This is a genomic window from Streptococcus oralis (assembly GCF_001579525.1).
Lineage (GTDB): Bacteria > Bacillota > Bacilli > Lactobacillales > Streptococcaceae > Streptococcus > Streptococcus oralis_M.
The window spans coordinates 363487-388838 of record NZ_KQ970788.1 but is presented as its reverse complement, the minus strand read 5'-3'; the positions used below and the strand labels follow the sequence as shown (position 1 = coordinate 388838).

The 25352-nt window shown below is 41.7% G+C and carries 22 protein-coding genes, 2 tRNA genes and 1 pseudogene; 23 read left to right on the top strand and 2 right to left on the bottom strand.

Annotation, left to right across the window (positions count from 1 at the left end):
* Positions 1-70: 70 nt before the first annotated feature.
* From SORDD25_RS01870 to SORDD25_RS01860, 3 genes are read left to right on the top strand one after another with little or no spacing between them, the layout of a single operon-like run.
* The gene (locus SORDD25_RS01870; RefSeq protein ID WP_000929834.1) at positions 71-1606 is read left to right on the top strand and encodes an ABC transporter ATP-binding protein; all 1536 of its coding nucleotides are present in this window, start codon (positions 71-73) and stop codon (positions 1604-1606) included.
* Positions 1599-2657: an ABC transporter permease gene (locus SORDD25_RS01865; protein WP_000038684.1), complete on the top strand. Its 1059-nt coding sequence runs from the start codon at positions 1599-1601 to the stop codon at positions 2655-2657. The genes SORDD25_RS01870 and SORDD25_RS01865 overlap by 8 nt, the downstream gene beginning before the upstream one ends.
* Positions 2658-2659: 2 nt before the next feature.
* Complete coding sequence (locus SORDD25_RS01860) at positions 2660-3616, top strand: ABC transporter permease (protein ID WP_000029132.1); 957 nt, start codon at positions 2660-2662, stop codon at positions 3614-3616.
* A 33-nt stretch (positions 3617-3649) separates the two neighbouring features.
* Here the strand turns inward: SORDD25_RS01860 and plsY are convergent, their stop codons facing one another.
* Positions 3650-4291, bottom strand: coding sequence for a glycerol-3-phosphate 1-O-acyltransferase PlsY (plsY, locus tag SORDD25_RS01855; RefSeq protein WP_061852410.1), 642 nt, complete (start codon positions 4289-4291; stop codon positions 3650-3652).
* A gap of 135 nt (positions 4292-4426) precedes the next feature.
* Between plsY and parE the strand changes: the two genes are divergently transcribed.
* The 20 genes and pseudogenes from parE (at position 4427) to SORDD25_RS01750 (ending at position 24454) form a co-directional block, all read left to right on the top strand.
* Positions 4427-6370 carry a DNA topoisomerase IV subunit B gene (gene parE / locus SORDD25_RS01850; RefSeq protein WP_061852409.1) on the top strand — a complete coding sequence of 648 codons (1944 nt, stop codon included), beginning with the start codon at positions 4427-4429 and terminating at the stop codon, positions 6368-6370.
* A 28-nt stretch (positions 6371-6398) separates the two neighbouring features.
* Entirely contained in the window at positions 6399-6749 is a 351-nt protein-coding gene (locus SORDD25_RS01845; protein ID WP_061852408.1) for a lipoprotein, read from the top strand.
* Positions 6750-7005: 256 nt separating this feature from the next.
* Positions 7006-7221, top strand: a pseudogene (locus SORDD25_RS09525) (toprim domain-containing protein); the annotation flags it as partial.
* 613 nt (positions 7222-7834) lie between these two features.
* On the top strand, positions 7835-8653 hold the full coding sequence (locus SORDD25_RS01830) for an aminoglycoside 6-adenylyltransferase (protein WP_061852406.1): 819 nt from the start codon (positions 7835-7837) through the stop codon (positions 8651-8653).
* 244 nt (positions 8654-8897) lie between these two features.
* Complete coding sequence (parC, locus tag SORDD25_RS01825; RefSeq protein ID WP_081103627.1) at positions 8898-11378, top strand: DNA topoisomerase IV subunit A; 2481 nt, start codon at positions 8898-8900, stop codon at positions 11376-11378.
* A 115-nt stretch (positions 11379-11493) separates the two neighbouring features.
* Positions 11494-12531 carry a branched-chain amino acid aminotransferase gene (locus SORDD25_RS01820; RefSeq protein WP_338390524.1) on the top strand — a complete coding sequence of 346 codons (1038 nt, stop codon included), beginning with the start codon at positions 11494-11496 and terminating at the stop codon, positions 12529-12531.
* A gap of 112 nt (positions 12532-12643) precedes the next feature.
* The gene (locus SORDD25_RS01815; RefSeq protein ID WP_000037107.1) at positions 12644-12874 is read left to right on the top strand and encodes a DUF2969 domain-containing protein; all 231 of its coding nucleotides are present in this window, start codon (positions 12644-12646) and stop codon (positions 12872-12874) included.
* 49 nt (positions 12875-12923) lie between these two features.
* A tRNA-Tyr gene (locus tag SORDD25_RS01810) sits at positions 12924-13004 on the top strand.
* A gap of 8 nt (positions 13005-13012) precedes the next feature.
* Positions 13013-13084 (top strand) — tRNA-Gln (locus SORDD25_RS01805).
* Between the two features lie 162 nt (positions 13085-13246).
* Positions 13247-14449, top strand: coding sequence for a 30S ribosomal protein S1 (rpsA, locus tag SORDD25_RS01800; RefSeq protein ID WP_001001617.1), 1203 nt, complete (start codon positions 13247-13249; stop codon positions 14447-14449).
* Positions 14450-14531: 82 nt separating this feature from the next.
* Entirely contained in the window at positions 14532-15029 is a 498-nt protein-coding gene (locus SORDD25_RS01795; RefSeq protein WP_000887141.1) for a GAF domain-containing protein, read from the top strand.
* Positions 15029-16684 (top strand): DNA polymerase III subunit gamma/tau, encoded by a 1656-nt coding sequence (gene dnaX / locus SORDD25_RS01790; RefSeq protein ID WP_061852403.1) that lies wholly within the window; start codon positions 15029-15031, stop codon positions 16682-16684. The genes SORDD25_RS01795 and dnaX overlap by 1 nt, the downstream gene beginning before the upstream one ends.
* 27 nt (positions 16685-16711) lie before the next feature.
* Positions 16712-16906 (top strand): DUF3272 family protein, encoded by a 195-nt coding sequence (locus SORDD25_RS01785; RefSeq protein WP_000198269.1) that lies wholly within the window; start codon positions 16712-16714, stop codon positions 16904-16906.
* Positions 16907-17058: 152 nt separating this feature from the next.
* A complete protein-coding gene (sufC, locus tag SORDD25_RS01780) occupies positions 17059-17829 on the top strand; it encodes a Fe-S cluster assembly ATPase SufC (RefSeq protein ID WP_000114489.1) in 771 nt (256 codons plus the stop codon).
* A gap of 27 nt (positions 17830-17856) precedes the next feature.
* Positions 17857-19119, top strand: a complete 1263-nt coding sequence (gene sufD, locus SORDD25_RS01775) for a Fe-S cluster assembly protein SufD (RefSeq protein WP_061852402.1) — start codon at positions 17857-17859, stop codon at positions 19117-19119.
* 10 nt (positions 19120-19129) lie between these two features.
* A complete protein-coding gene (locus SORDD25_RS01770; protein WP_061852401.1) occupies positions 19130-20356 on the top strand; it encodes a cysteine desulfurase in 1227 nt (408 codons plus the stop codon).
* Positions 20343-20783, top strand: coding sequence for a Fe-S cluster assembly sulfur transfer protein SufU (gene sufU, locus SORDD25_RS01765; RefSeq protein WP_061852400.1), 441 nt, complete (start codon positions 20343-20345; stop codon positions 20781-20783). The genes SORDD25_RS01770 and sufU overlap by 14 nt, the downstream gene beginning before the upstream one ends.
* A 57-nt stretch (positions 20784-20840) precedes the next feature.
* Positions 20841-22253, top strand: coding sequence for a Fe-S cluster assembly protein SufB (sufB, locus tag SORDD25_RS01760; protein ID WP_061852399.1), 1413 nt, complete (start codon positions 20841-20843; stop codon positions 22251-22253).
* Positions 22254-22272: 19 nt separating this feature from the next.
* Positions 22273-22842 (top strand): hypothetical protein, encoded by a 570-nt coding sequence (locus SORDD25_RS01755; protein ID WP_061852398.1) that lies wholly within the window; start codon positions 22273-22275, stop codon positions 22840-22842.
* Positions 22843-23056: 214 nt separating this feature from the next.
* Positions 23057-24454, top strand: a complete 1398-nt coding sequence (locus SORDD25_RS01750; protein ID WP_061852397.1) for an APC family permease — start codon at positions 23057-23059, stop codon at positions 24452-24454.
* A gap of 22 nt (positions 24455-24476) precedes the next feature.
* On the opposite strand, the gene SORDD25_RS01745 is transcribed toward SORDD25_RS01750, so the two are convergent.
* Positions 24477-25325, bottom strand: a complete 849-nt coding sequence (locus SORDD25_RS01745) for a YitT family protein (RefSeq protein WP_044020617.1) — start codon at positions 25323-25325, stop codon at positions 24477-24479.
* Positions 25326-25352 lie beyond the last annotated feature (27 nt).

The following is a 25352-nucleotide window of genomic DNA, read 5'->3' as shown; positions in this document are numbered from 1 at the left end:
CTCAATAGAGCTTGTTAATGTGATTAGCAGGTTTTATTGAAATAAAATAAACCTCTGAAAGGAAGAGCACATGGCACACGAAAATGTCATTGAGATGCGGGATATTACCAAGGTGTTTGGTGAATTTGTAGCAAACGACAAAATCAACTTGCAACTGCGAAAAGGTGAAATCCATGCACTTTTAGGAGAAAATGGAGCGGGTAAATCCACTCTGATGAATATGCTGGCAGGACTTCTTGAACCAACGAGCGGTGAAATTGTGGTGAATGGTCAGGTTGTAAAACTAGACTCACCATCTAAAGCCGCTGGTCTTGGAATTGGGATGGTTCACCAACATTTTATGTTGGTTGAGGCTTTTACAGTAGCTGAGAATATCATTTTAGGGAGTGAAATCACTAAAAATGGTGTTCTAGACATAGCTGGTGCTACTAAAGAAATCAAGGCTCTTTCTGAACGTTATGGTTTGGCAGTGGATCCTGCTGCTAAGGTGGCGGATATTTCCGTTGGTGCCCAACAACGTGTAGAAATCTTGAAAACACTCTATCGTGGTGCTGATATCCTTATCTTTGACGAACCTACAGCTGTATTGACTCCTTCAGAGATTGATGAGTTGATGGCAATCATGAAAAACCTTGTTAAAGAAGGGAAGTCCATTATTTTGATTACCCACAAGTTAGATGAGATTCGTGCGGTATCGAATCGAGTGACGGTTATCCGTCGTGGGAAATCAATCCAGACGGTTGAAATCGCAGGAGCAACAAATGCGGACTTGGCAGAAATGATGGTTGGACGCTCAGTCTCCTTTAAAACGGAAAAACAGGCACCGCAACCCAAAGAAGTGGTCTTGTCTATCAAAGACTTGGTTGTCAATGAAAACCGCGGTGTACCAGCTGTGAAGAATCTTTCTTTGGATGTTCGTGCTGGGGAGATTGTCGGTATTGCAGGTATTGATGGCAATGGTCAATCTGAACTCATTCAAGCCATTACAGGCCTTCGTAAGGTTGAGTCAGGTAGCGTTGAATTAAAAGGCAAATCAATCGTGGGGATGCATCCTCGACAAATTACAGAACTAAGCGTGGGACATGTTCCTGAGGATCGTCACCGGGATGGCTTGATTTTGGAGATGATGATTTCAGAAAATATTGCTCTTCAAACCTACTACAAAGAACCACTCAGCAAAAATGGCATCTTGAACTATGCCAATATCACTTCACATGCTAAGAAATTAATGGAAGAGTTTGACGTCCGTGCGGCAAGCGAATTTGTTCCAGCAGCAGCTCTTTCAGGAGGAAATCAACAAAAAGCGATTATTGCTCGTGAGATTGATCGTGATCCTGATCTCCTTATCGTCAGCCAGCCAACTCGTGGTTTGGATGTCGGTGCCATTGAATATATCCACAAACGTTTGATTGAAGAGCGTGATAACGGTAAGGCTGTCCTTGTTGTCAGCTTTGAATTGGATGAGATTTTAAATGTCTCAGACCGAATTGCTGTTATTCACGATGGTAAGATTCAAGGTATTGTATCGCCAGAAACAACTAACAAACAAGAACTTGGTGTCTTGATGGCAGGTGGAAACTTGGGAAAGGAGAAGAGTGATGTCTAAAAAATTACAACAAATTTCGGTTCCCTTGATTTCCGTATTCTTAGGAATCTTGCTCGGAGCCATTGTCATGTGGATCTTCGGATATGATGCTATCTGGGGCTATGAGGAGTTGTTCTATACAGCTTTTGGTAGCCTCCGTGGGATTGGAGAAATTTTCCGTGCCATGGGTCCTCTTGTCTTGATAGGTCTAGGTTTCGCAGTTGCCAGTCGAGCAGGTTTCTTTAACGTTGGACTTCCTGGTCAAGCACTTGCAGGCTGGATTCTCAGTGGTTGGTTTGCCTTGTCAAATCCAGACATGCCTCGTCTCGTTTTGATTCCATTGACAGTGATCATTGCTTTGATCGCAGGTGGAATTGTTGGAGCAATTCCAGGTATCCTCAGAGCCTATCTCGGTACGTCAGAGGTCATTGTGACCATCATGATGAACTACATTGTATTGTATGTGGGAAATGCCTTTATTCATGCCTTTCCTAAAGATATTATGCAAAGTACAGACTCAACGATTCGTGTTAGTGCCAACGCTACATACCAGACCCCATGGTTATCAGAGTTGACTGGAAATTCTCGTATGAATATCGGAATCTTCTTTGCAATCATTGCTGTTGGCGTGATTTGGTTCTTGCTCAAGAAAACGACTCTCGGTTTTGAAATTCGTGCAGTTGGTCTCAATCCCCATGCTTCAGAGTACGCTGGTATTTCAGCAAAACGTACAATCATTCTATCAATGATTATCTCTGGTGCCTTGGCTGGTCTTGGTGGAGCTGTCGAAGGTCTTGGAACTTTCCAAAACGTTTACGTTCAGGGATCATCATTGGCTATCGGATTTAACGGGATGGCAGTTAGTTTGCTTGCTGGAAATTCACCAATTGGAATTCTCTTTGCAGCCTTCTTATTTGGAGTTTTGCAAGTAGGAGCACCGGGTATGAACGCAGCGCAAGTTCCGTCTGAGCTTGTCAGCATTGTAACAGCGTCTATTATCTTCTTTGTCAGCGTTCACTACATTATCGAACGCTTTGTCAAACCTAAAAAACAAGTTAAAGGAGGTAAGTAAGGATGTCTATTACAACATTACTCACCCTCTTGGTCTCTTCTATGCTGATTTACTCAGCACCACTTATTTTTACGAGTATCGGAGGAGTCTTCTCTGAACGTGGTGGTGTCGTTAACGTCGGTCTTGAAGGAATTATGGTTATGGGAGCCTTTTCTGGGGTTGTCTTTAACCTTGAGTTTGCAGAACAACTTGGAGCAGCGACTCCTTGGATTTCCTTGTTAGTTGCTGGTATCGTGGGAGCTATTTTCTCCCTCATCCATGCAGTCGCTACAGTTCATTTCCGTGCGGACCATGTTGTCAGTGGTACAGTATTGAACTTGATGGCTCCTGCCCTAGCGGTTTTCTTGGTTAAAGTTCTTTATAACAAAGGACAAACGGATAACTTAAGCCAAACTTTTGGACGTTTTGATTTCCCAGTTTTGGCTGATATCCCAGTGATTGGAGATATCTTCTTCAAGTCAACCAGTCTACTAGGTTATATCGCGATTGCCTTCTCTTTCCTTGCATGGTTTATTCTCTTTAAGACACGTTTTGGTCTTCGTCTTCGCTCTGTTGGTGAACACCCTCAGGCAGCGGATACCTTGGGGATCAATGTCTACAAGATGCGATATCTTGGGGTTGTTATTTCAGGTTTCCTTGGTGGAATTGGGGGAGCGATTTATGCTCAATCAATCTCAGTTAACTTCTCAGTGACAACTATTGTCGGTCCTGGATTTATCGCCCTTGCTGCGATGATCTTTGGTAAATGGAACCCAATTGGTGCTATGCTTTCTAGTCTTTTCTTTGGACTTTCACAAAGTTTGGCAGTTATTGGTTCTCAATTACCTTTCCTACAAGGAGTGCCAGCGGTTTACCTTCAAATCGCGCCTTATGTCTTGACTATCCTTGTCTTGGCAGCCTTCTTTGGAAAAGCAGTTGCACCTAAGGCAGACGGTATCAACTACATCAAGTCAAAATAAGCATACAAAAAAACGTCAGTTTAAACTGGCGTTTTATTTTTTTGGATTTTGATGGGTTAGGTTCAACCCCCAAGGGACAAGATTTTCAGTTTTATTTTTGATACGTGTGATATTATCCTTGTGACGAATGATAATCAAGCTAGCAAGTGCTAGGATAATCAGAATGAGGAGGGGGTCATAGCTGCTCAGGATAAATCCAAATAGTGGAAATAGGAGAACTCCGATAACGGCTGCGATAGAAGCGGTAACGCTAGACAGTGAAATCATACTACCTAGATAGAGGCTTCCAAAGAATACGATTGCTAGATAGAGACAGAAGGCAGGCGCAAATCCGAAAATCACTCCAGCACTGGTTGCGACAGCCTTACCACCTTTAAATCCTGCAAAGATAGGGAAAGTATGTCCAATCACAGCCAAAAGTCCAAATACAAGAGGTGATACACCTTGAAGTTGGAAAAGGATTGGAAGGAGAGTGGCCAAGGTTCCTTTAAAGAAGTCAATCACAAAGGTTGCCATACCCGCTTTCTTACCTAAAATTCGGAAAGTATTGGTTGTTCCGGTGTTTCCAGAACCATGTTCACGCAGATTTGTTTGAAAGAAGATTTGTCCAATCCAAAGACCAGACGGAATCGAACCTAGCAAATAAGCTAAAATTAATAATACAAATGTCATCATAGAACTATTATACCATGAAATGGTATAGAAAGTCAGAGAATTTCCTGTGAAATTGTGACGGCTGAAAGGGAAAAACTTTGCAAAATCCCTAGAAAACCTGTAAAATAGAAAAGATGAACAAATAGGAGGTTCCTTGTGTCAAAAAAGGAAATCAATATTAATAACTACAATGATGACGCCATTCAGGTGCTAGAAGGGTTGGATGCGGTCCGTAAACGTCCGGGTATGTATATTGGATCGACCGACGGTGCTGGTCTCCATCACCTAGTTTGGGAAATTGTGGACAATGCAGTCGATGAAGCCTTGTCTGGATTTGGTGAACGCATTGATGTGACCATCAATAAAGACGGCAGTCTAACCGTTCAAGACCATGGTCGTGGGATGCCAACTGGGATGCATACCATGGGAATTCCAACTGTTGAGGTTATCTTTACCATTCTCCACGCTGGAGGAAAATTCGGTCAAGGTGGCTACAAAACATCTGGTGGTCTCCACGGGGTGGGATCTTCGGTTGTTAATGCACTCTCAAGTTGGTTGGAAGTTGAAATTACCCGTGACGGTACAGTCTACAAGCAACGATTTGAAAATGGTGGTAAGCCAGTAACAACTCTTGAAAAGGTTGGGACAGCTGCTAAGTCTAAGACAGGTACCAAAGTCACTTTCATGCCGGATGCTAGTATCTTTTCTACGACAGATTTCAAGTACAATACCATTTCAGAGCGCCTTAATGAGTCAGCCTTTCTCTTAAAAAATGTCACCTTGTCTCTGACAGATAAGCGAACAGATGAAGCAATCGAATTCCATTATGAGAACGGAGTACAAGACTTTGTTTCTTACCTCAATGAAGACAAGGAAACCTTGACGCCAGTCCTATACTTTGAAGGCGAAGACAATGGTTTCCAAGTGGAAGTTGCCCTCCAGTACAATGATGGATTTTCAGATAACATTCTATCATTTGTCAATAACGTTCGTACCAAGGATGGTGGAACTCATGAGACAGGACTCAGGTCAGCCATTACCAAGGTCATGAATGACTACGCTCGTAAGACAGGGCTCCTCAAGGAAAAAGATAAAAATCTTGAAGGGTCAGATTACCGTGAAGGATTAGCAGCCGTTCTTTCTATTCTAGTTCCGGAAGAACACCTCCAGTTTGAAGGTCAGACCAAGGATAAACTAGGAAGCCCTCTGGCTCGTCCAGTTGTGGATGGGATTGTGGCTGATAAGTTGACTTTCTTCCTTATGGAAAATGGGGAACTGGCTTCCAATCTCATTCGTAAGGCTATCAAGGCGCGTGATGCGCGTGAGGCGGCTCGCAAGGCGCGTGATGAGAGCCGAAATGGTAAGAAAAACAAGAAAGACAAGGGCTTGTTGTCTGGAAAATTGACCCCAGCCCAGTCTAAGAATCCTGCTAAGAATGAACTCTACCTAGTTGAGGGGGATTCTGCCGGTGGTTCTGCCAAACAAGGCCGTGACCGTAAGTTCCAAGCTATCCTACCTCTTCGTGGTAAGGTGATTAATACAGCCAAGGCCAAGATGGCAGATATCCTCAAAAATGAAGAAATCAACACTATGATTTATACCATTGGTGCGGGCGTGGGAGCAGACTTCTCTATTGAAGATGCCAACTATGACAAGATTATTATCATGACCGATGCGGATACCGATGGTGCTCATATCCAAACTCTTCTTTTAACATTCTTCTACCGTTACATGCGTCCGCTAGTTGAGGCAGGCCATGTCTATATTGCCCTTCCGCCTCTTTACAAGATGTCCAAAGGCAAAGGCAAGAAAGAAGAAGTGGCCTATGCTTGGACGGACGGAGAGCTAGAAGAACTCCGCAAGCAATTTGGCAAAGGAGCCACTCTCCAACGCTACAAAGGTCTTGGTGAGATGAATGCGGACCAACTCTGGGAAACAACCATGAATCCAAAGACTCGAACTCTCATTCGTGTCACGATTGAAGACTTAGCACGCGCCGAACGCCGTGTCAATGTCCTTATGGGAGATAAGGTCGAACCACGCCGTAAGTGGATTGAGGATAATGTCAAGTTTACGCTTGAGGAAGCGACAGTATTTTAATAAATTTTAGAATTACAAAGGAGTTATGATGAAAAAAATATATGCTGTTCTATTAGTTGCTTTTATGGCTGTTATTTTATCTGCTTGTGCCTCGAAGGAGGCATGGCTAAAAGGTACATGGACTAGTAATCAAACAAATTCTAAGTATGAATTTAAAGAAGAAAGTGGGAAATGGACTATTTTAAGTGGTGAAAGAAAAATAGCTGAGAATCTAGAAGTAAAGGATCGTAAAGATTCGGTTGTAAACTTAGTTGATGATAATGGAATTCGATATCAGGTTGAAAAGAAAGATAAAGATACAATTCATCTTGAAATATTTAATTCAGACGGACTTTCTGCTACTAATGGTCAAAGCTTCGAATTTAAAAAGGATCAGTAAAATGACAAAAAGGTTAATCTTTAATTTTAACTAAACTTTAGGTTATTTCAGCTAATAAGCAAAGTAAGATTTCGTTTTATAGAAACTGTGACAGGATTGTTGGATTTTGAATTATATCACAGGTATCAAAAATTATACAGGTAAAGTTTGCTAATCTATTTCCAAGTTAACTACTTTCAATAATGAAGATGAGGAAACCTTGACGCCAGCCCTATACTTTGAAGGCGAAGACAATGGTTTTTAAGTGGAAGTTGCCCTCCAACGCTACAAGGGTCTTGGTGAGATGAATGCGTATCAACTCTGGGAAACAACGATGAATCCAGAAACCCGCACTATTATCCGTGTCACAATCGAAGACCTAGCCCGCGCTGAACGCCGTGTCAATGTCCTCATGGGAGACAAGGTCGAACCACGCCGTAAGTGGATTGAGGATAATGTCAAGTTTACGCTGGAGGAAGCGACAGTGTTTTAAGGAGTATGATTAATGGATAGTTCAGGACATTCGATTTTTGGTAGTTACTTGGGTTTGATTTTCTTAGTTTCTTTACCCTCGGCTATTCTTGCATTCTACATTAACAGTCGAAAAAAAAGTTTCCAAGGATTATATGCACCGATTGTATTTACCTTGTTTATGATCTTGATGCTTTTATTCAATATGGATTCCTCAGAATCCAGTGCTTTGGTGGCGTCTGCTATCATGCTTTTTATTGGTTTTCCTTTGATAGCAGGAGCCTTAGTATACACACTTATTCGATTGTGTTACGTGTATCCGGAGAAACGGTGGAAGGCTTTTTTGATTTTCCTATCCTATGTTTTAGGTCCCCTATCTGTAGGTATTCTGGGATGGTATGTGGTAAATTTAGTTCAGATCCATCTGTTGACATTCTTGGTAATGATTTTGATGATTCTAGTTTCCTATCTTCCTCCTCTCTACCTCCATTACACTAAACGAAATCAGTAAGACAAGAATACTTTTTGGTAGGGGATAGAGATTAATTGCTTAGCTAATGTCGGAGATGACCGATTGTTTATAATTTATAATAAAAAACAATTTCAAATAGCTCTAAGTGTTGAAGGAGTGAAAGATGAGAACTGAAACAGAAATGCTTGATGCGATTTCACAGATTGCTAAATCTTTACAAGTTGAGGCTGTCGCTCTATCTGGATCACGAACGGATACAAAAGCTCCAAAAGATGAGTTTCAGGACTACGATGTTGTTTATGTTGTGGACGATTTAGATAATCTGACGAGAAATTTTTCTTGGTTGGACCAGTTTGGCAAACGTATTATCGAGCAGCATGTCTTGCTTGGTCACCGTCGCCTATATCTCATGCTCTTTGAAGATGGCAATCGGATTGATTTGACCCTCTGCCCCAAAGACCATATCCAAGAATGGGTGGATAGTGAGGCTGGGTTCACCGTTTTAGAAGATGAGAAGGGATTATTTGAACCTTATTCCCCGAGTCCTCAACGTTTTTGGACAAGCCCAGCTAGTCAGACAGATTTTGAAAAAGTCTGCAATGAGTTTTGGTGGGTTTCCGCCTATGTGGTTAAGGGTATTCGTCGTAAGCAACTTCTCTATGCCGCTGACCATCTCTACGGGATTTGTCAACAAGAACTCTTAAAAGTTATGGCCTGGCAGGTAGCAAGTGATAGGGGAAGAGTTGATATTGGAAAGAACTACAAGTATCTCTTTAACTATTTACCTGCTGAGAAAGAGAAGGAATTCTCAAATCTACTTGATTTCACAAGTTTAGATAAAATCACCCAGTCTTTATTTGCTACCATGGAACTTTTCCACCAAGAGGCTCAATTCCTTGCTCACAAGATGGGATTTGACTATGATATGAGAGTAGCTGAGAAGATGATTCAGTATGCTAAGGAGAGACTTCTTAATCGCTAACTACATAAATACCTTAATTTTAAAAGATTAAACTACAGAAAGGATTGTTTGGTTACTTACGGTAACTGAACATGGGACTAATTCCCGTAAAATATCTTTTACTGCATAAAAACTACTCTACATTCTTTGAAAGGAGTTGAACACGCCCTAAATGTTGTGTGAAAAAGATAAATTCTCTTGTGAGCATCGCTCACTGCAATAATTTACTATTTTCACTTTGCATTTTACGGGCTTTGTATCCTATATGAGTAATATTCAAAACATGTCCCTGGAGGACATCATGGGGGAGCGCTTTGGTCGCTACTCCAAGTACATCATTCAAGACCGGGCTTTGCCAGACATTAGAGATGGACTCAAGCCGGTTCAGCGTCGTATTCTTTATTCGATGAATAAAGATGGCAATACTTTTGACAAGAGTTACCGTAAGTCAGCCAAGTCTGTCGGGAACATCATGGGGAATTTCCACCCACACGGTGACAGGTCTATTTATGATGCCATGGTTCGTATGTCACAGGACTGGAAAAACCGTGAGATTCTGGTTGAAATGCACGGTAATAACGGTTCTATGGACGGAGATCCGCCTGCGGCTATGCGTTATACTGAGGCGCGTTTGTCTGAGATTGCTGGTTATCTCCTTCAGGACATCGAGAAAAAGACCGTTCCTTTTGCGTGGAACTTTGACGATACCGAGAAAGAACCAACTGTCTTACCAGCAGCCTTTCCAAACCTCTTGGTCAATGGTTCGACTGGGATTTCGGCTGGTTATGCCACAGACATTCCTCCGCATAATCTAGCAGAGGTTATCGATGCGACGGTTTACATGATTGACCACCCAACAGCCAAGGTGGACAAGCTCATGGAGTTCCTCCCTGGACCAGACTTTCCGACGGGGGCTATCATCCAAGGACGCGATGAAATCAAGAAAGCCTATGAGACTGGAAAAGGGCGCGTGGTCGTACGTTCCAAGACTGAGATTGAAAAGCTAAAAGGTGGTAAGGAACAAATCGTTATCACTGAGATTCCTTATGAAATCAATAAGGCCAATCTGGTCAAAAAAATCGATGATGTTCGTCTCAATAACAAGATAGCAGGTATCGCTGAAGTTCGTGATGAGTCTGACCGTGATGGTCTTCGTATCGCTATCGAACTCAAGAAAGATGCCAATACCGAGCTGGTTCTTAACTATCTCTTCAAGTACACAGACCTGCAAATCAACTACAACTTTAACATGGTGGCGATTGACAATTTCACACCTCGTCAGGTCGGGATTGTTCCAATCTTGACTAGCTATATCGCCCACCGTCGTGAAGTGATTTTGGCTCGTTCACGATTTGACAAGGAAAAGGCTGAGAAACGTCTCCATATCGTTGAAGGTTTGATTCGCGTGATTTCGATTTTGGACGAAGTCATTGCCCTTATCCGTGCTTCTGAGAATAAGGCTGACGCCAAGGAAAATCTCAAGGTCAGCTATGAATTCACAGAAGAGCAGGCAGAGGCTATCGTTACCTTGCAACTGTACCGTTTGACCAATACTGACGTCGTTGTTTTGCAGGAAGAAGAAGCAGAATTGCGTGAAAAGATTGCCATGCTTGCGGCTATCATCGGTGATGAACGGACTATGTATAATCTCATGAAGAAAGAACTTCGTGAGGTCAAAAAGAAATTTGCGACACCACGTTTGAGTACTTTAGAAGATACTGCGAAGGTAATCGAGATTGACACAGCTAGTTTGATTGCCGAGGAAGATACCTATGTCAGCGTGACTAAGGCAGGTTATATCAAACGTACTAGCCCACGTTCCTTTGCAGCATCCACTCTGGAAGAAATTGGCAAGCGTGATGATGATCGTTTGATCTTTGTACAAACTGCCAAGACAACCCAGCACCTCTTGATGTTCACAAGTCTTGGAAATGTCATTTATCGACCAATCCATGAATTGGCAGACATTCGCTGGAAGGACATCGGAGAGCACTTGAGCCAAACGATTACAAACTTTGAAACGAACGAAGAAATCCTTTATGCAGAAGTAGTGGATCAGTTTGATGATGCGACAACCTACTTTGCAGCAACTCGCCTTGGTCAAATCAAGCGTGTAGAACGCAAAGAATTTTCTCCATGGAGAACTTACAAGTCTAAATCTGTCAAGTACGCTAAACTCAAAGACGAGACAGATCAGATTATAGCAGTGGCTCCGATTAAACTGGATGATGTACTCTTGATTAGCCAAAACGGTTATGCCCTTCGTTTCAATATTGAAGAGGTTCCGGTTGTTGGTGCCAAGGCGGCAGGTGTCAAGGCTATGAACCTGAAAGCAGATGATACGCTTCAGGCTGCCTTTATCTGTAACACCTCATCTTTCTACCTCTTGACCCAACGTGGAAGCTTGAAACGTGTCTCTATTGAGGAAATTCCAGCGACCAGCCGTGCCAAACGAGGCCTACAAGTCTTGCGTGAGTTGAAAAACAAACCGCATCGTGTCTTCTTGGCTGGAGCAGTTGCAGAGCAAGGTTTCGTTGGTGATCTCTTTAGTACAGAAGTAGAAGAAAACGACCAAACGTTACTTGTTCAATCTAACAAGGGAACAATCTATGAGAGTCGATTGCAAGACCTCAACTTGTCAGAACGTACTAGCAATGGAAGCTTTATCTCAGATACCATTTCAGATGAAGAAGTTTTCGATGCTTACCTCAAAGAAGTCTTTAAAGAGGATAAATCCAATCCTTAAAAAGAATCAGCCAAGAGGGCTGATTTCTTTGTGTTGAAAAAATTTTCAGAAAATTACAAATAATACTTGAAATTTTATTAGAAAAGTGTAGAATAGAACACATAGTTTGAATAGTATAAAGGAGAACCACATGACAGTTGCAATTGATTGGGAAAACCTTGGATTTTCTTATATGAAATTACCTTATCGTTACATCGCCCATTATAAAAATGGTCAATGGGATCAAGGAGAGCTTACAGAGGATGCAACCTTGCATATTTCAGAGTCTTCTCCAAGTCTTCACTATGGGCAACAAGCATTCGAAGGTTTGAAAGCCTATCGTACCAAGGATGGTAGTATTCAGCTTTTCCGTCCTGACGAAAATGCTAAGCGTCTTCAACGTACCTGCGACCGTCTCTTGATGCCACAAGTTCCGACAGAAATGTTTGTAGAAGCTTGTAAAGCAGTTGTGCGTGCAAATGAAGAGTACGTACCACCATATGGAACAGGTGGAACCCTTTATCTTCGTCCACTTTTGATTGGTGTTGGGGATATTATTGGGGTTAAACCAGCAGAAGAGTACATTTTCACTATCTTTGCTATGCCAGTTGGAAATTACTTTAAGGGTGGATTGGTTCCAACCAATTTCTTGATTCAGGATGAATACGACCGTGCAGCTCCACATGGTACGGGTGCGGCTAAGGTTGGAGGAAACTATGCTGCTAGTCTCCTCCCAGGGAAAATGGCCAAGTCACGTCAATTTTCAGATGTTATCTACCTAGACCCATCTACACATACAAAGATTGAAGAAGTCGGATCAGCCAACTTCTTTGGAATCACGGCAGACAATGAATTTGTTACGCCATTGAGTCCATCCATCTTGCCATCTATTACCAAGTACTCTTTGCTTTACTTGGCAGAGCATCGCTTGGGCTTGACTCCGATTGAAGGCGATGTCCCAATTGATAATTTGGATCGTTTTGTAGAGGCAGGTGCTTGCGGAACAGCAGCGGTTATTTCGCCAATTGGAGGCATCCAACATGGCGATGATTTCCATGTTTTCTATAGTGAAACAGAAGTAGGTCCTGTTACACGTAAACTCTACGATGAATTGACGGGTATCCAATTTGGTGATGTAGAAGCGCCAGAGGGATGGATTGTCAAAGTGGATTAAAAGACATGAAATAAAGAAGAGCTCCATAGCAGTTGTAATAGCTGAAATGGAGTTTTTTCTTGCTAGTTTGAGCATTTTCTTGTACAATAGAAAAAGTGAAAAGAGGTAAAGTATGAGTAAAAAAGATAAGAAAATTGAAATTCAATTAACGGATGCAAAAGTGACTGTTGGAAAAGACAGCTATGAAGGATACGTTTTGACGATTGGGAAAAAGGTTATTGGTGAAATTGCCGAATTAGATAGCCAATTTGCCATCATAAAGAATGGAAATGTCGATAGTTTTTATAAAAAACTTGAAAAAGCTGTGGAAATTTTGATTGAAAACTATAATTTGACAAAATAATACTTGTTTTATTGAAAATTTCATGATATAATAGTTCTCGTTAAACATTGGAGAGATAGCGAAGAGGCTAAACGCGGCGGACTGTAAATCCGCTCCTTCGGGTTCGGGGGTTCGAATCCCTCTCTCTCCATTCATCAATGGGGTATAGCCAAGCGGTAAGGCAAGGGACTTTGACTCCCTCATGCGTTGGTTCGAATCCAGCTACCCCAGTTCTTAGGTAATAGATTCAAGATAAAAAGAAAAATATCTTAGGGTATTTTATTTTTATAATTGAAAGACGTGAACGATATGAACATGTCTTTGCGGGTGCTTAGGAAAAAAATTATAAGTATGTCAAGTTTGGAAAAACTTGATTGTTGGAGGATTTTTTAGATGAACGAATTTGAAGATTTGCTAAATAGCGTTAGCCAAGTTGAGCCTGGTGATGTTGTTAGTGCTGAAGTATTGACAGTTGATGCGACTCAAGCTAACGTTGCAATCTCTGGGACTGGTGTTGAAGGTGTCTTGACTCTTCGCGAATTGACAAACGATCGCGATGCAGATATTAATGACTTTGTGAAAGTAGGAGAAGTATTGGATGTTCTTGTACTTCGTCAAGTAGTTGGTAAAGATACTGATACAGTTACATACCTTGTATCTAAAAAACGCCTTGAAGCTCGCAAAGCATGGGACAAACTTGTAGGACGCGAAGAAGAAGTTGTTACTGTTAAAGGAACTCGTGCCGTTAAAGGTGGACTTTCAGTAGAATTTGAAGGTGTTCGTGGATTCATCCCAGCTTCAATGTTGGATACTCGTTTCGTACGTAACACTGAACGTTTCGTAGGTCAAGAATTTGATGCTAAAATTAAAGAAGTTGATCCTAAAGAAAACCGCTTCATCCTTTCACGTCGTGAAGTTGTTGAAGCAGCTACTGCAGCAGCTCGTGCTGAAGTATTCGGTAAATTGGCTGTTGGTGATGTCGTAACTGGTAAAGTTGCTCGTATCACTAGCTTTGGTGCTTTCATCGACCTTGGTGGTGTTGACGGATTGGTCCACTTGACTGAATTGTCACACGAACGTAACGTATCACCTAAATCAGTTGTAACTGTTGGTGAAGAAATCGAAGTGAAGATCCTTGATCTTAACGAAGAAGAAGGACGCGTATCACTTTCACTTAAAGCAACAACACCTGGACCATGGGATGGCGTTGAGCAAAAGTTGGCTAAAGGTGATGTAGTAGAAGGAACAGTTAAACGTTTGACTGACTTCGGTGCTTTTGTTGAAGTATTGCCAGGTATCGATGGACTTGTTCACGTATCACAAATTTCACACAAACGTATCGAAAATCCAAAAGAAGCTCTTACTGTTGGTCAAGAAGTTACTGTTAAAGTCCTTGATGTTAACGCTGACGCAGAACGTGTATCACTTTCTATCAAAGCTCTTGAAGAACGTCCAGCTCAAGAAGAAGGACAAAAAGAAGAAAAACGTGCTGCTCGTCCACGTCGTCCAAAACGTCAAGAAAAACGTGATTTCGAACTTCCAGAAACACAAACAGGATTCTCAATGGCTGACTTGTTCGGTGATATCGAACTTTAATCAAATTGATAATCACAAAATCCTTTGTTTAAAACAAGGGATTTTTCTTTTGTCTCTTTCCCATTTTTGATATAATAGTTCTATGTTAGATTCAGAAAAACAATCACAATATCAATTGTTAAATGAGGAACTCTCTTATTTACTTGAAGGTGAGAGCAATGTTCTTGCCAATCTTTCGAATGCTAGTGCCCTCCTAAAATCTCGCTTTCCCAATACTGTATTTGCAGGTTTTTATCTGTTTGATGGTAGCGAGTTGGTTTTGGGGCCTTTTCAGGGTGGCGTTTCGTGCATTCGCATCCCACTTGGGAAAGGTGTGTGTGGAGAAGCTGCTGAGTTCCAGGAGACTGTTTTAGTTGGCGATGTGAGTACCTATCCAAACTACATTTCTTGTGATAGTATGGCCAAGAGTGAAATCGTAGTTCCCATGCTCAAGAATGGTCGATTGCTGGGTGTCTTAGACTTGGATTCTTCACTTATTGATGATTATAATGCAATTGACCGCGATTACTTGGAACAATTTGTCGCTATTTTGCTTGAGAAGACAGAATGGGACTTTACGATGTTTGAGGAGAAAGCCTAATGTATCAAGCACTTTATCGAAAATATAGAAGCCAAACTTTTTCACAATTGGTCGGACAAGAAGTTGTGGCTAAAACCCTAAAACAAGCGGTCGAGCAGGAAAAGATTAGTCATGCCTATCTTTTCTCAGGCCCTCGTGGGACTGGGAAGACCAGTGTAGCCAAGATTTTTGCCAAGGCTATGAACTGTCCGAACCAAGTGGACGGAGAACCGTGTAATAACTGCTATATCTGCCAAGCAGTGACAGAAGGTAGCTTAGAAGATGTTATCGAAATGGATGCGGCTTCGAATAATGGAGTTGATGAAATCCGTGAAATTCGTGATAAATCCACCTATGCTCCTAGTTTGGCACGTTATAAGGTCTATATCATAGACGAGGTTCATATGCTGTCTACAGGAGCCTTTAATGCGCTTTTGAAGACTTTGGAAGAACCAACTCAAAATGTTGTCTTTATCTTGGCGACCACCGAATTGCATAAGATTCCTGCAACCATTTTATCGCGTGTCCAACGTTTTGAGTTTAAATCGATTCGAACTCAAGATATCACGGCACATATTCATCATATTTTAGAAAAAGAAAATATCAGTTCTGAACCAGATGCTGTGGAAATCATTGCCAGACGAGCTGAAGGTGGGATGCGGGATGCCTTATCCATTCTGGACCAAGCTTTGAGTTTAACACAGGGAAATGAGCTCACGACAGCTATCTCTGAGGAGATTACAGGCACCATTAGTCTATCAGCACTTGATGACTATGTAGCTGCCTTGTCTCAGCAGGATGTTTCAAAAGCGCTTGATTCTTTGAATCTTTTGTTTGAAAATGGCAAGAGCATGACTCGTTTTGTGACGGATCTCTTGCAGTATTTGCGTGATCTACTAGTTGTTCAGACAGGTGGCGAAAATACTCATCACAGTCCAGTTTTTATGGACAATCTAGCTCTTTCTCAGGAAAGTCTCTTTGAAATGATTCGAATAGCGACTGTGAGCTTGGCGGATATGAAAGCTAGTCTACAACCTAAGATTTATGCTGAGATGATGACCATTCGTTTAGCTGAGATTAAGCCTGAACCAGTGCTTTCAGAAGCTGTCGAGAGTGAAATTTCTGCACTGAGACAGGAAGTAGTTCGTCTCAAGCAAGAACTTGCTAATGTTGGAACGGTGCCTAAACAAGTGGCGCCAGTCCCTAGCCGTCCAGCCACTTCCAAGACAGTCTATCGAGTAGACCGTAATAAGGTTCAGGCTATCCTACAAGAAGCTGTTGAAAATCCTGAATTGGCACGGCAAAACTTGATTCGACTCCAGAATGCATGGGGAGAAGTGATTGAAAGCTTAGCTGGTCCTGATAAGGCTCTTCTTGTTGGTTCTCAACCAGTTGCAGCCAACGAACACCATGCAATTTTAGCTTTTGAGTCTAATTTCAATGCAGGGCAAACCATGAAACGGGATAACCTCAATACCATGTTTGGCAATATTCTCAGCCAGGCGGCTGGATTTTCACCTGAAATCCTGGCAATTTCCCTAGAGGAATGGAAAGAGGTTCGTGCAGCATTTTCAGCTAGAAACAAGTCTTCTCAAGCAGATCAAGAGGTAGAAGAGAGCCTGATTCCAGAGGGATTCGAATTTCTGGCTGATAAAGTCATGGTCGAAGAAGACTAAAAGTGGATTTCATGGTACAATAATCCTATGACTAGACAACAATTTATCGTGATAGCACTATTTACTGCTGCTGAGACTTATTTTTTCAATGAAGCTTGGATGACGGGTCGCTATTTCATGGCAGCCTTTTGGGCCATTCTTCTTTTTCGAAATTTTAGGTTAAGTTATGTAATGGGGAAAATAGTAGATGCTATTGATCAGCACCTAAACCGCAAGGATTAGTCACTAGCTTCTAAACAAAATCAAAGCCTTTTAGGCTTTTTTTTGTTATACTAGTAGAGTATATTTATGGACCTTTTCTTGTATTTTTTAGAGAAATGTAAGTAATTTCGCTAAGGATAAAGGAAGTAGGCCAGAAAAAGAAAGGAACTATCATGTCAGTATTAGAGATCAAAGATCTTCACGTTGAGATTGAAGGAAAAGAAATTTTGAAAGGGGTCAATCTGACTCTGAAAACAGGAGAAATCGCAGCTATCATGGGACCAAATGGTACTGGTAAATCGACTCTTTCTGCAGCTATTATGGGGAACCCTAACTATGAGGTTACCAAAGGTGAGGTCTTGTTTGATGGCGTAAACATCCTTGAGTTGGAAGTAGACGAGCGCGCTCGTATGGGACTTTTCCTTGCTATGCAATACCCATCAGAAATCCCAGGAATTACTAACGCAGAGTTTCTTCGTGCAGCCATGAATGCTGGTAAAGAAGATGATGAAAAGATTTCAGTTCGTGAGTTCATCACTAAACTAGACGAGAAAATGGAATTGCTCAACATGAAAGAAGAAATGGCAGAGCGTTACCTCAACGAAGGTTTCTCTGGTGGTGAGAAAAAACGTAATGAAATTCTTCAACTCTTGATGTTGGAACCAACTTTTGCCCTTTTGGATGAGATTGACTCAGGTCTTGATATTGACGCTCTTAAAGTTGTATCGAAAGGTGTCAATGCTATGCGTGGCGAAGGTTTTGGTGCTATGATCATCACACACTACCAACGTCTTTTGAACTATATCACGCCAGACGTGGTACACGTGATGATGGAAGGTCGTGTGGTCCTTTCTGGTGGTCCAGAATTGGCTGCCCGTTTGGAACGTGAAGGATACGCAAAACTAGCTGAAGAACTTGGCTACGACTACAAGGAAGAATTGTAATTCCCTCGTATCTTTTAGGAGAAGTAAATGACTAAAGAGAATATTAAACTTTTTTCAGAAATGCACGCTGAACCAAGCTGGTTGGCTGACCTCCGTCAAAAAGCTTTTGATAAGATTGAGAGTTTGGAATTACCAGTCATTGAGCGTGTCAAATTTCACCGTTGGAATCTGGGAGATGGAACCATCACAGAAAGTGAACCGTCAGCAAATGTTCCAGATTTTACAGCTCTAGACAATCACTTGAAGTTGGTGCAAGTAGGAACGCAGACTGTTTTTGAGCAAACACCAGTTGAATTGGCTGAACAAGGAGTAGTCTTTACAGACTTTCACTCAGCTTTAGAAGAAATTCCAGAGCTGATCGAGGAATTCTTCATGTCATCTGTTAAGTATGACGATGACAAGTTGGCAGCCTACCAGACAGCTTATTTTAACAGTGGTGCTGTTCTCTACATTCCTGATAATGTTGAGGTTGCTGAACCAATCGAAGGAATTTTCTACCAAGACAGCGATAGCGATGTGCCATTTAACAAGCATATCCTTATCATCGCTGGTAAAAATTCTAAGATTAGTTATCTGGAGCGTTTAGAATCACGTGGCGAAGGTAGTGCTAAAGCAACTGCCAATATCACAGTCGAAGTGATTGCTCGTTCTGGTGCGCAAGTAAAATTTGCGGCTATTGACCGTCTTGGTGACAATGTCACGGCCTACATTAGCCGTCGTGGTAAGTTGGGCAACGATGCCAGCATTGACTGGGCAATCGGTGTCATGAACGAAGGAAATGTCGTTGCGGACTTTGATAGCGACTTGATTGGAAATGGTAGCCATGCTGACCTTAAAGTCGTAGCTCTTTCAAGTGGCCGTCAGGTGCAAGGGATTGACACTCGTGTAACCAACTATGGTTGCAACTCTATCGGAAATATCCTCCAACATGGGGTTATTCTTGAAAAAGCAACTTTAACTTTCAACGGTATTGGACACATTATCAAAGGTGCCAAGGGAGCCGATGCGCAACAAGAGAGTCGTGTTCTTATGCTTTCGGACCAAGCACGTTCAGATGCCAACCCAATTCTTTTGATTGATGAAAATGACGTAACTGCAGGTCACGCGGCTTCTATCGGTCAGGTGGATCCAGAAGATATGTACTATCTCATGAGCCGTGGCTTGGACAAAGCAACTGCTGAGCGTTTGGTTGTCCGTGGTTTCCTTGGTTCGGTTATCGTTGAGATTCCAGTTAAGGAAGTTCGTGACGAAATGATTGCAACGATCGAAGAAAAATTGTCAAAACGCTAAGGGGAAGCCTATGTTAGATGTAGAAGCGATTCGCAAGGATTTTCCAATTTTAGACCAGATTGTCAACGATGAACCTCTGGTCTATCTGGACAATGCTGCGACGACACAAAAACCACTAGCAGTTCTGGAAACAATCAACCACTACTATGAGCAGGACAATGCCAATGTTCACCGTGGTGTTCATACCTTGGCTGAGCGAGCAACAGCTTCTTATGAAGCTGCTCGTGAAACCATTCGTAAGTTTATCAATGCTGGCTTGACAAAGGAAGTTCTCTTTACCAGAGGAACGACAACCAGCCTTAACTGGGTGGCACGCTTTGCTGAGGAGATTCTGACTGAGGGAGACCAGGTCTTGATTTCTGTCATGGAACACCATTCTAATATCATTCCTTGGCAGGAAGCCTGTCGCAAGACTGGAGCAGAGCTTGTCTATGTTTATCTTAAAGACGGAGCTCTGGATATGGATGACTTGCGCTCTAAATTGACTGATAAAGTCAAGTTCGTCTCCCTAGCTCACGCCTCAAATGTTCTTGGTGTGGTCAATCCGATCAAGGAAATCACTCAATTAGCCCACCAAGTTGGAGCTATCATGGTGGTGGATGGTGCTCAATCTACACCTCATATGAAGATTGATGTTCAGGAATTGGATGTGGACTTCTTTGCTTTTTCAGGTCACAAGATGGCTGGACCAACTGGTATTGGTGTTCTTTACGGTAAAGAAAAGTATCTGGAACAAATGTCACCAGTTGAGTTTGGTGGCGAGATGATTGATTTCGTCTATGAGCAATCTGCTAGTTGGAAGGAATTGCCTTGGAAATTTGAGGCTGGAACGCCAAATATGGCAGGTGCTATCGGACTTGCTGCAGCAGTGGATTATCTGGAAAAGATTGGTATGGATGCCATTGAATCTCATGAACAGGAATTGATTGCATACGTCTATCCAAAATTGCAGGCCATTGAAGGCTTGACCATTTATGGTTCGCAGGACTTGGCTCAACGTTCGGGTGTCATTGCTTTTAACTTAGGGGTTCTTCATCCCCACGATCTTGCGACGGCTCTGGATTATGAAGGAGTGGCTGTTCGTGCTGGTCACCATTGCGCCCAACCTTTGCTTCAGTATTTGGAAGTCCCAGCAACAGCTCGTGCAAGTTTTTATATCTACAATACCAAGGCAGATTGTGACAAGCTAGTTGATGCCCTACAAAAGACAAAGGAGTTTTTCAATGGCACTTTCTAAACTAGATAGCCTTTATATGGCAGTGGTGGCAGACCATTCGAAAAATCCACATCACCAAGGGAAGCTGGAAGATGCTGAGCAAATCAGCCTCAATAATCCAACCTGTGGGGATGTTATCAACCTCTCTGTTAAGTTTGATGCAGATGATCGTTTAGAAGATATCGCTTTTCTAAATTCAGGATGCACGATTTCAACTGCCTCTGCTAGTATGATGACAGATGCAGTTTTAGGCAAGACCAAACAAGAAATTCTAGAGCTTGCGACCATTTTTTCTAAAATGGTTCAAGGACAAAAAGATGATCGCCAAGATCAACTTGGAGATGCAGCTTTCTTATCAGGTGTTGCCAAATTCCCTCAACGAATCAAATGCGCAACCCTAGCTTGGAATGCCCTTAAAAAAACAATTGAAGACCAAGAAAACAAATAAGACAAGCTTTTTTTGTCTTATAAATCATTAGAAAAAAAGAATGAAAGAAAGGATATTATGGCTGAAGAAAGAGTAGAACCAAAACCAATTGATCTTGGTGAATATAAATTTGGTTTCCATGACGATGTAGAGCCTGTCCTATCGACAGGAAAAGGATTGAATGAAGATGTCATTCGTGAACTATCAGCTGCTAAGGGAGAACCTGAGTGGATGTTGGAATTCCGTTTGAAATCTTATGAAACCTTCAAAAAAATGCCCATGCAAACTTGGGGAGCAGACTTGTCAGAGATTGACTTTGATGACTTGATCTACTACCAAAAACCATCTGATAAACCAGCCCGTTCTTGGGATGATGTTCCTGAAAAGATTAAAGAAACCTTTGAACGTATCGGGATTCCTGAAGCAGAACGTGCTTATCTAGCTGGAGCTTCTGCCCAGTATGAGTCAGAAGTGGTTTACCACAACATGAAGGAAGAATTTGAGAAGTTAGGTATCATCTTTACAGATACGGATTCTGCCCTCAAGGAATACCCAGACTTGTTTAAACAATACTTCGCTAAGTTGGTACCGCCGACAGATAACAAGTTGGCTGCCCTCAACTCAGCAGTATGGTCAGGTGGAACCTTTATCTACGTGCCAAAAGGTGTTAAGGTAGATATTCCGCTTCAAACCTACTTCCGTATCAATAACGAAAATACTGGACAGTTTGAACGTACTTTGATCATCGTTGATGAGGGAGCAAGTGTCCACTACGTAGAAGGATGTACAGCGCCAACTTATTCAAGCAACAGCTTGCACGCCGCTATTGTAGAAATCTTTGCTTTGGATGGAGCTTACATGCGCTACACAACCATCCAAAACTGGTCTGATAACGTCTATAACTTGGTTACAAAACGTGCTAAGGCTCAAAAAGATGCTACTGTTGAGTGGATTGATGGAAACTTGGGTGCCAAAACAACTATGAAATATCCATCTGTTTACCTAGATGGAGATGGTGCGCGTGGGACTATGCTTTCGATTGCCTTTGCCAATGCAGGGCAACACCAAGATACTGGTGCTAAGATGATCCACAATGCTCCACACACAAGCTCCTCTATCGTGTCTAAATCCATCGCTAAAGGCGGAGGAAAGGTAGACTACCGTGGACAAGTAACCTTTAACAAGAACTCTAAGAAATCTGTTTCTCACATCGAGTGCGATACCATTATCATGGATGACTTATCAGCATCAGATACCATTCCATTTAATGAAATTCACAACTCGCAAGTTGCACTTGAGCACGAAGCCAAGGTATCTAAGATTTCAGAAGAACAACTCTATTACCTCATGAGCCGTGGTCTGTCAGAATCTGAAGCAACTGAGATGATTGTCATGGGATTTGTAGAACCCTTCACAAAAGAACTTCCAATGGAATACGCAGTTGAGCTGAACCGCTTGATTAGCTATGAAATGGAAGGATCTGTCGGATAAAACCCAAAAGGAGAAGCAAATGGGATTCTTAAAAAAATTATTTGGTAATGTTGAAAAAGCGAATAAAGGTGAAATTCCTGTCGAGGAAATTGTTCCACCTTTTACAGTTGATTTATCAGAAGAAGCAGATGATTATTGGCGACAAATGGAACAAAACCTCTTGATAAATGCTGTAAAAGCTGCTGGTGGTCCTGAGTCGGTAGAACGCGCTTTTGTTCTTGCTAATTTCAAGGAAAATCAAGAAACCTTTGAGCTCTTTTATCAGGTAAATGGTCAACTTCTTTCATGGAGAGAGATGGATGAGACTGTTATTGATAAAATCAGCAATCAACTCCTTCCACAAGCACCAGGTGTGGCACGTGCAGTAAATGAGAATTATGAAGAGGCAAATGTACCAGTAATCGAGTACGCCATGCTTCAGTTTGAGACTGCAACCATGGCTTGGTTTGGACGGAAGCTGACAACGGCTTCTCCAGAAGCACAACTGACTTTTGAAGAATTGGTATCAGGTTGGTGCGCTATTTTGGAACAAGAAGTTCCAAATCGTCCTTTAGATAGTGACCGTCCGTTCCCTTACTTTGAAGTTTAAAAAATCTCAAATCCCCAAAAAACTTTCAATGGAGTATACTGTTGAGCCTACTCGCTTGATAAGTAACAAATTGAAAGAATCAGTGGGTAAAAATGCAAATTCTGAACAGGAATCCCTTCTGTTCAGAATTTTTTTCAAAAAATAACCTAATAAATATTCACAAAAATACTTTTATATGGTAAAATAAAACAATTACATTTAGTGGAGATAAAATATGAATATTTTTAGAACCAAGGATGTTAGTCTGAGACAGACAGAGATGCATCGCCATTTGAAATTATGGGATTTGATTTTACTAGGAATTGGTGCCATGGTGGGAACGGGAATTTTCACCATTACTGGAACAGCAGCGGCTACACTAGCTGGTCCATCACTAGTGATTTCCATTGTGATTTCTGCTCTGTGTGTTTCTCTATCAGCCCTCTTCTTCGCAGAATTTGCCTCTCGTGTGCCTGCAACTGGTGGTGCTTATAGTTACCTCTATGCGATTTTAGGAGAATTGCCAGCCTGGATTGCTGGCTGGTTGACCATCATGGAATTCATGACGGCTGTTTCAGGTGTGGCGTCTGGCTGGGCAGCTTACTTTAAGGGATTGCTCAGTAATTATGGTATCTCCATGCCCCAAGCCTTAAATGGAACCTTTAATCCTGAACAGGGAACCTATATCGATCTTTTGCCTATTTTAGTACTGACATTGGTAACGGGATTGGTTTTATTAAATTCTAAGGCAGCTTTGAGATTTAATTCGCTTTTAGTGGTCTTGAAATTCTCAGCTCTCGCCTTATTTATCCTAGTTGGTATTTGGTACATCAAGCCAGAAAATTGGACGAATTTTGCTCCCTTCGGTTTTGGTCAACTATATGGTGGAAGTACTGGGATTATGGCGGGTGCATCTTTGATGTTCTTTGGTTTTCTCGGATTTGAGTCTATTTCCATGGCAGTTGATGAAATTCAAAGCCCGCAAAAAAATATTCCTCGCGGAATAGTGCTTTCTCTGACAATCGTCACCATTCTCTATGCTTTGGTAACCTTAGTATTGACAGGGATTGTTCACTACAGTAAGCTCAATGTGGACGATGCAGTAGCATTTTCATTACGGAGTATAGGTATCGGCTGGGCGGCAAATTATGTTTCGCTTGTAGCCATTCTAACCCTGATAACCGTATGTATCTCCATGACTTATGCTTTGTCTCGGATGATTTATAGCTTAGCTCGTGATGGACTTTTACCTCAAAGTTTCAAACAATTAAGCAAGACTAGTCGCGTTCCTAAAAATGCGACTCTCTTAACAGGAGTTGCTTCAGCTATTGCTGCAGGAGTGTTTCCTCTAGCCAGTATTGCAGCCTTCTTAAATATTTGTACGCTAGCTTATCTCATTTTGCTAGCCTACGGAATAATAAAACTCAGAAAGGATAAGGGTATGCCAAAAGAGGGAGAGTTTAAAACTCCTTTGGTACCACTCTTGCCAATTCTTTCCATTTTTATCTGTGTTTCCTTTATGCTTCAATATAGTCTAGATACCTGGATTGCCTTTGGCATCGCTCTTCTAGTTGGTCTAGTCATTTACTTTACTTACGGGTTCCGCCATTCAACCCTCGCAGAAGAAGAATAAAAGCTGGGAATTCCCAGCTTTTTTAATCTTTCACATAAGTAAATCCTTCACCCAGAATTTCATGAGCCTCAGTGATGGTGATAAAGGCTTGAGGATCAATTTTGTGAATCATATCCTTCATTTTAACGATTTCGTTTCGACCGACGATACAGTAGATAATTTTTAAGTCCTTTTTGCTGTAGTAGCCTTGACCAGATATAAAGGTAACGCCACGTCCGAGTTCATCGTTAATCTCTTTGGCCAATTGATCAGGATATTGGGTAATAATCATAAATCCTTTACCAGCATAACCTCCTTCGCCTATCAAGTCGATAACACGAGCGATGATAAAGTCAAACAAGAGGGTATAGGTAACTAGACGAAGATCCTGGAAGATAATCAAAATCAACATTAGGATAAAAAAGTCAATCCCAAAGAGCAATTTACCAATCGAAATATTGGTGTATTTGTTGAGGATACGAGCAACAATATCTGAACCACCAGTGGTTCCACCAGCATTAAAGATAATTCCTAAACCAACCCCCAGTAAGACTCCTGAGACTAAAGCGACAATGATGAGATCCCCTTGCAAGTCGATGTGCAAAGGAATGCGCTCAAAGATTGCTAGCCAAACGGAAAGTGAAATAGATCCTAGAAGGCTAGAGTAGAGGGTCTTAGGTCCAAATATTTTCCAAGCCAGGATAAATAAAGGGATATTAATCAAGAGGTTCATCAATGAGACAGGAATCTTAAAAAGATAGTAGGTAATCAAGGTAATACCTGTCGCCCCTCCCTCAAATAAATGATAAGGAACAACAAAGTAAGTAAGACCGAAGGCATAGATAGCGGCTCCAAAAATAATAGTGATAATCGGTTGAAGTTTTCGAATCATGGCTGTTCCTCACTTTTCTATAGATAG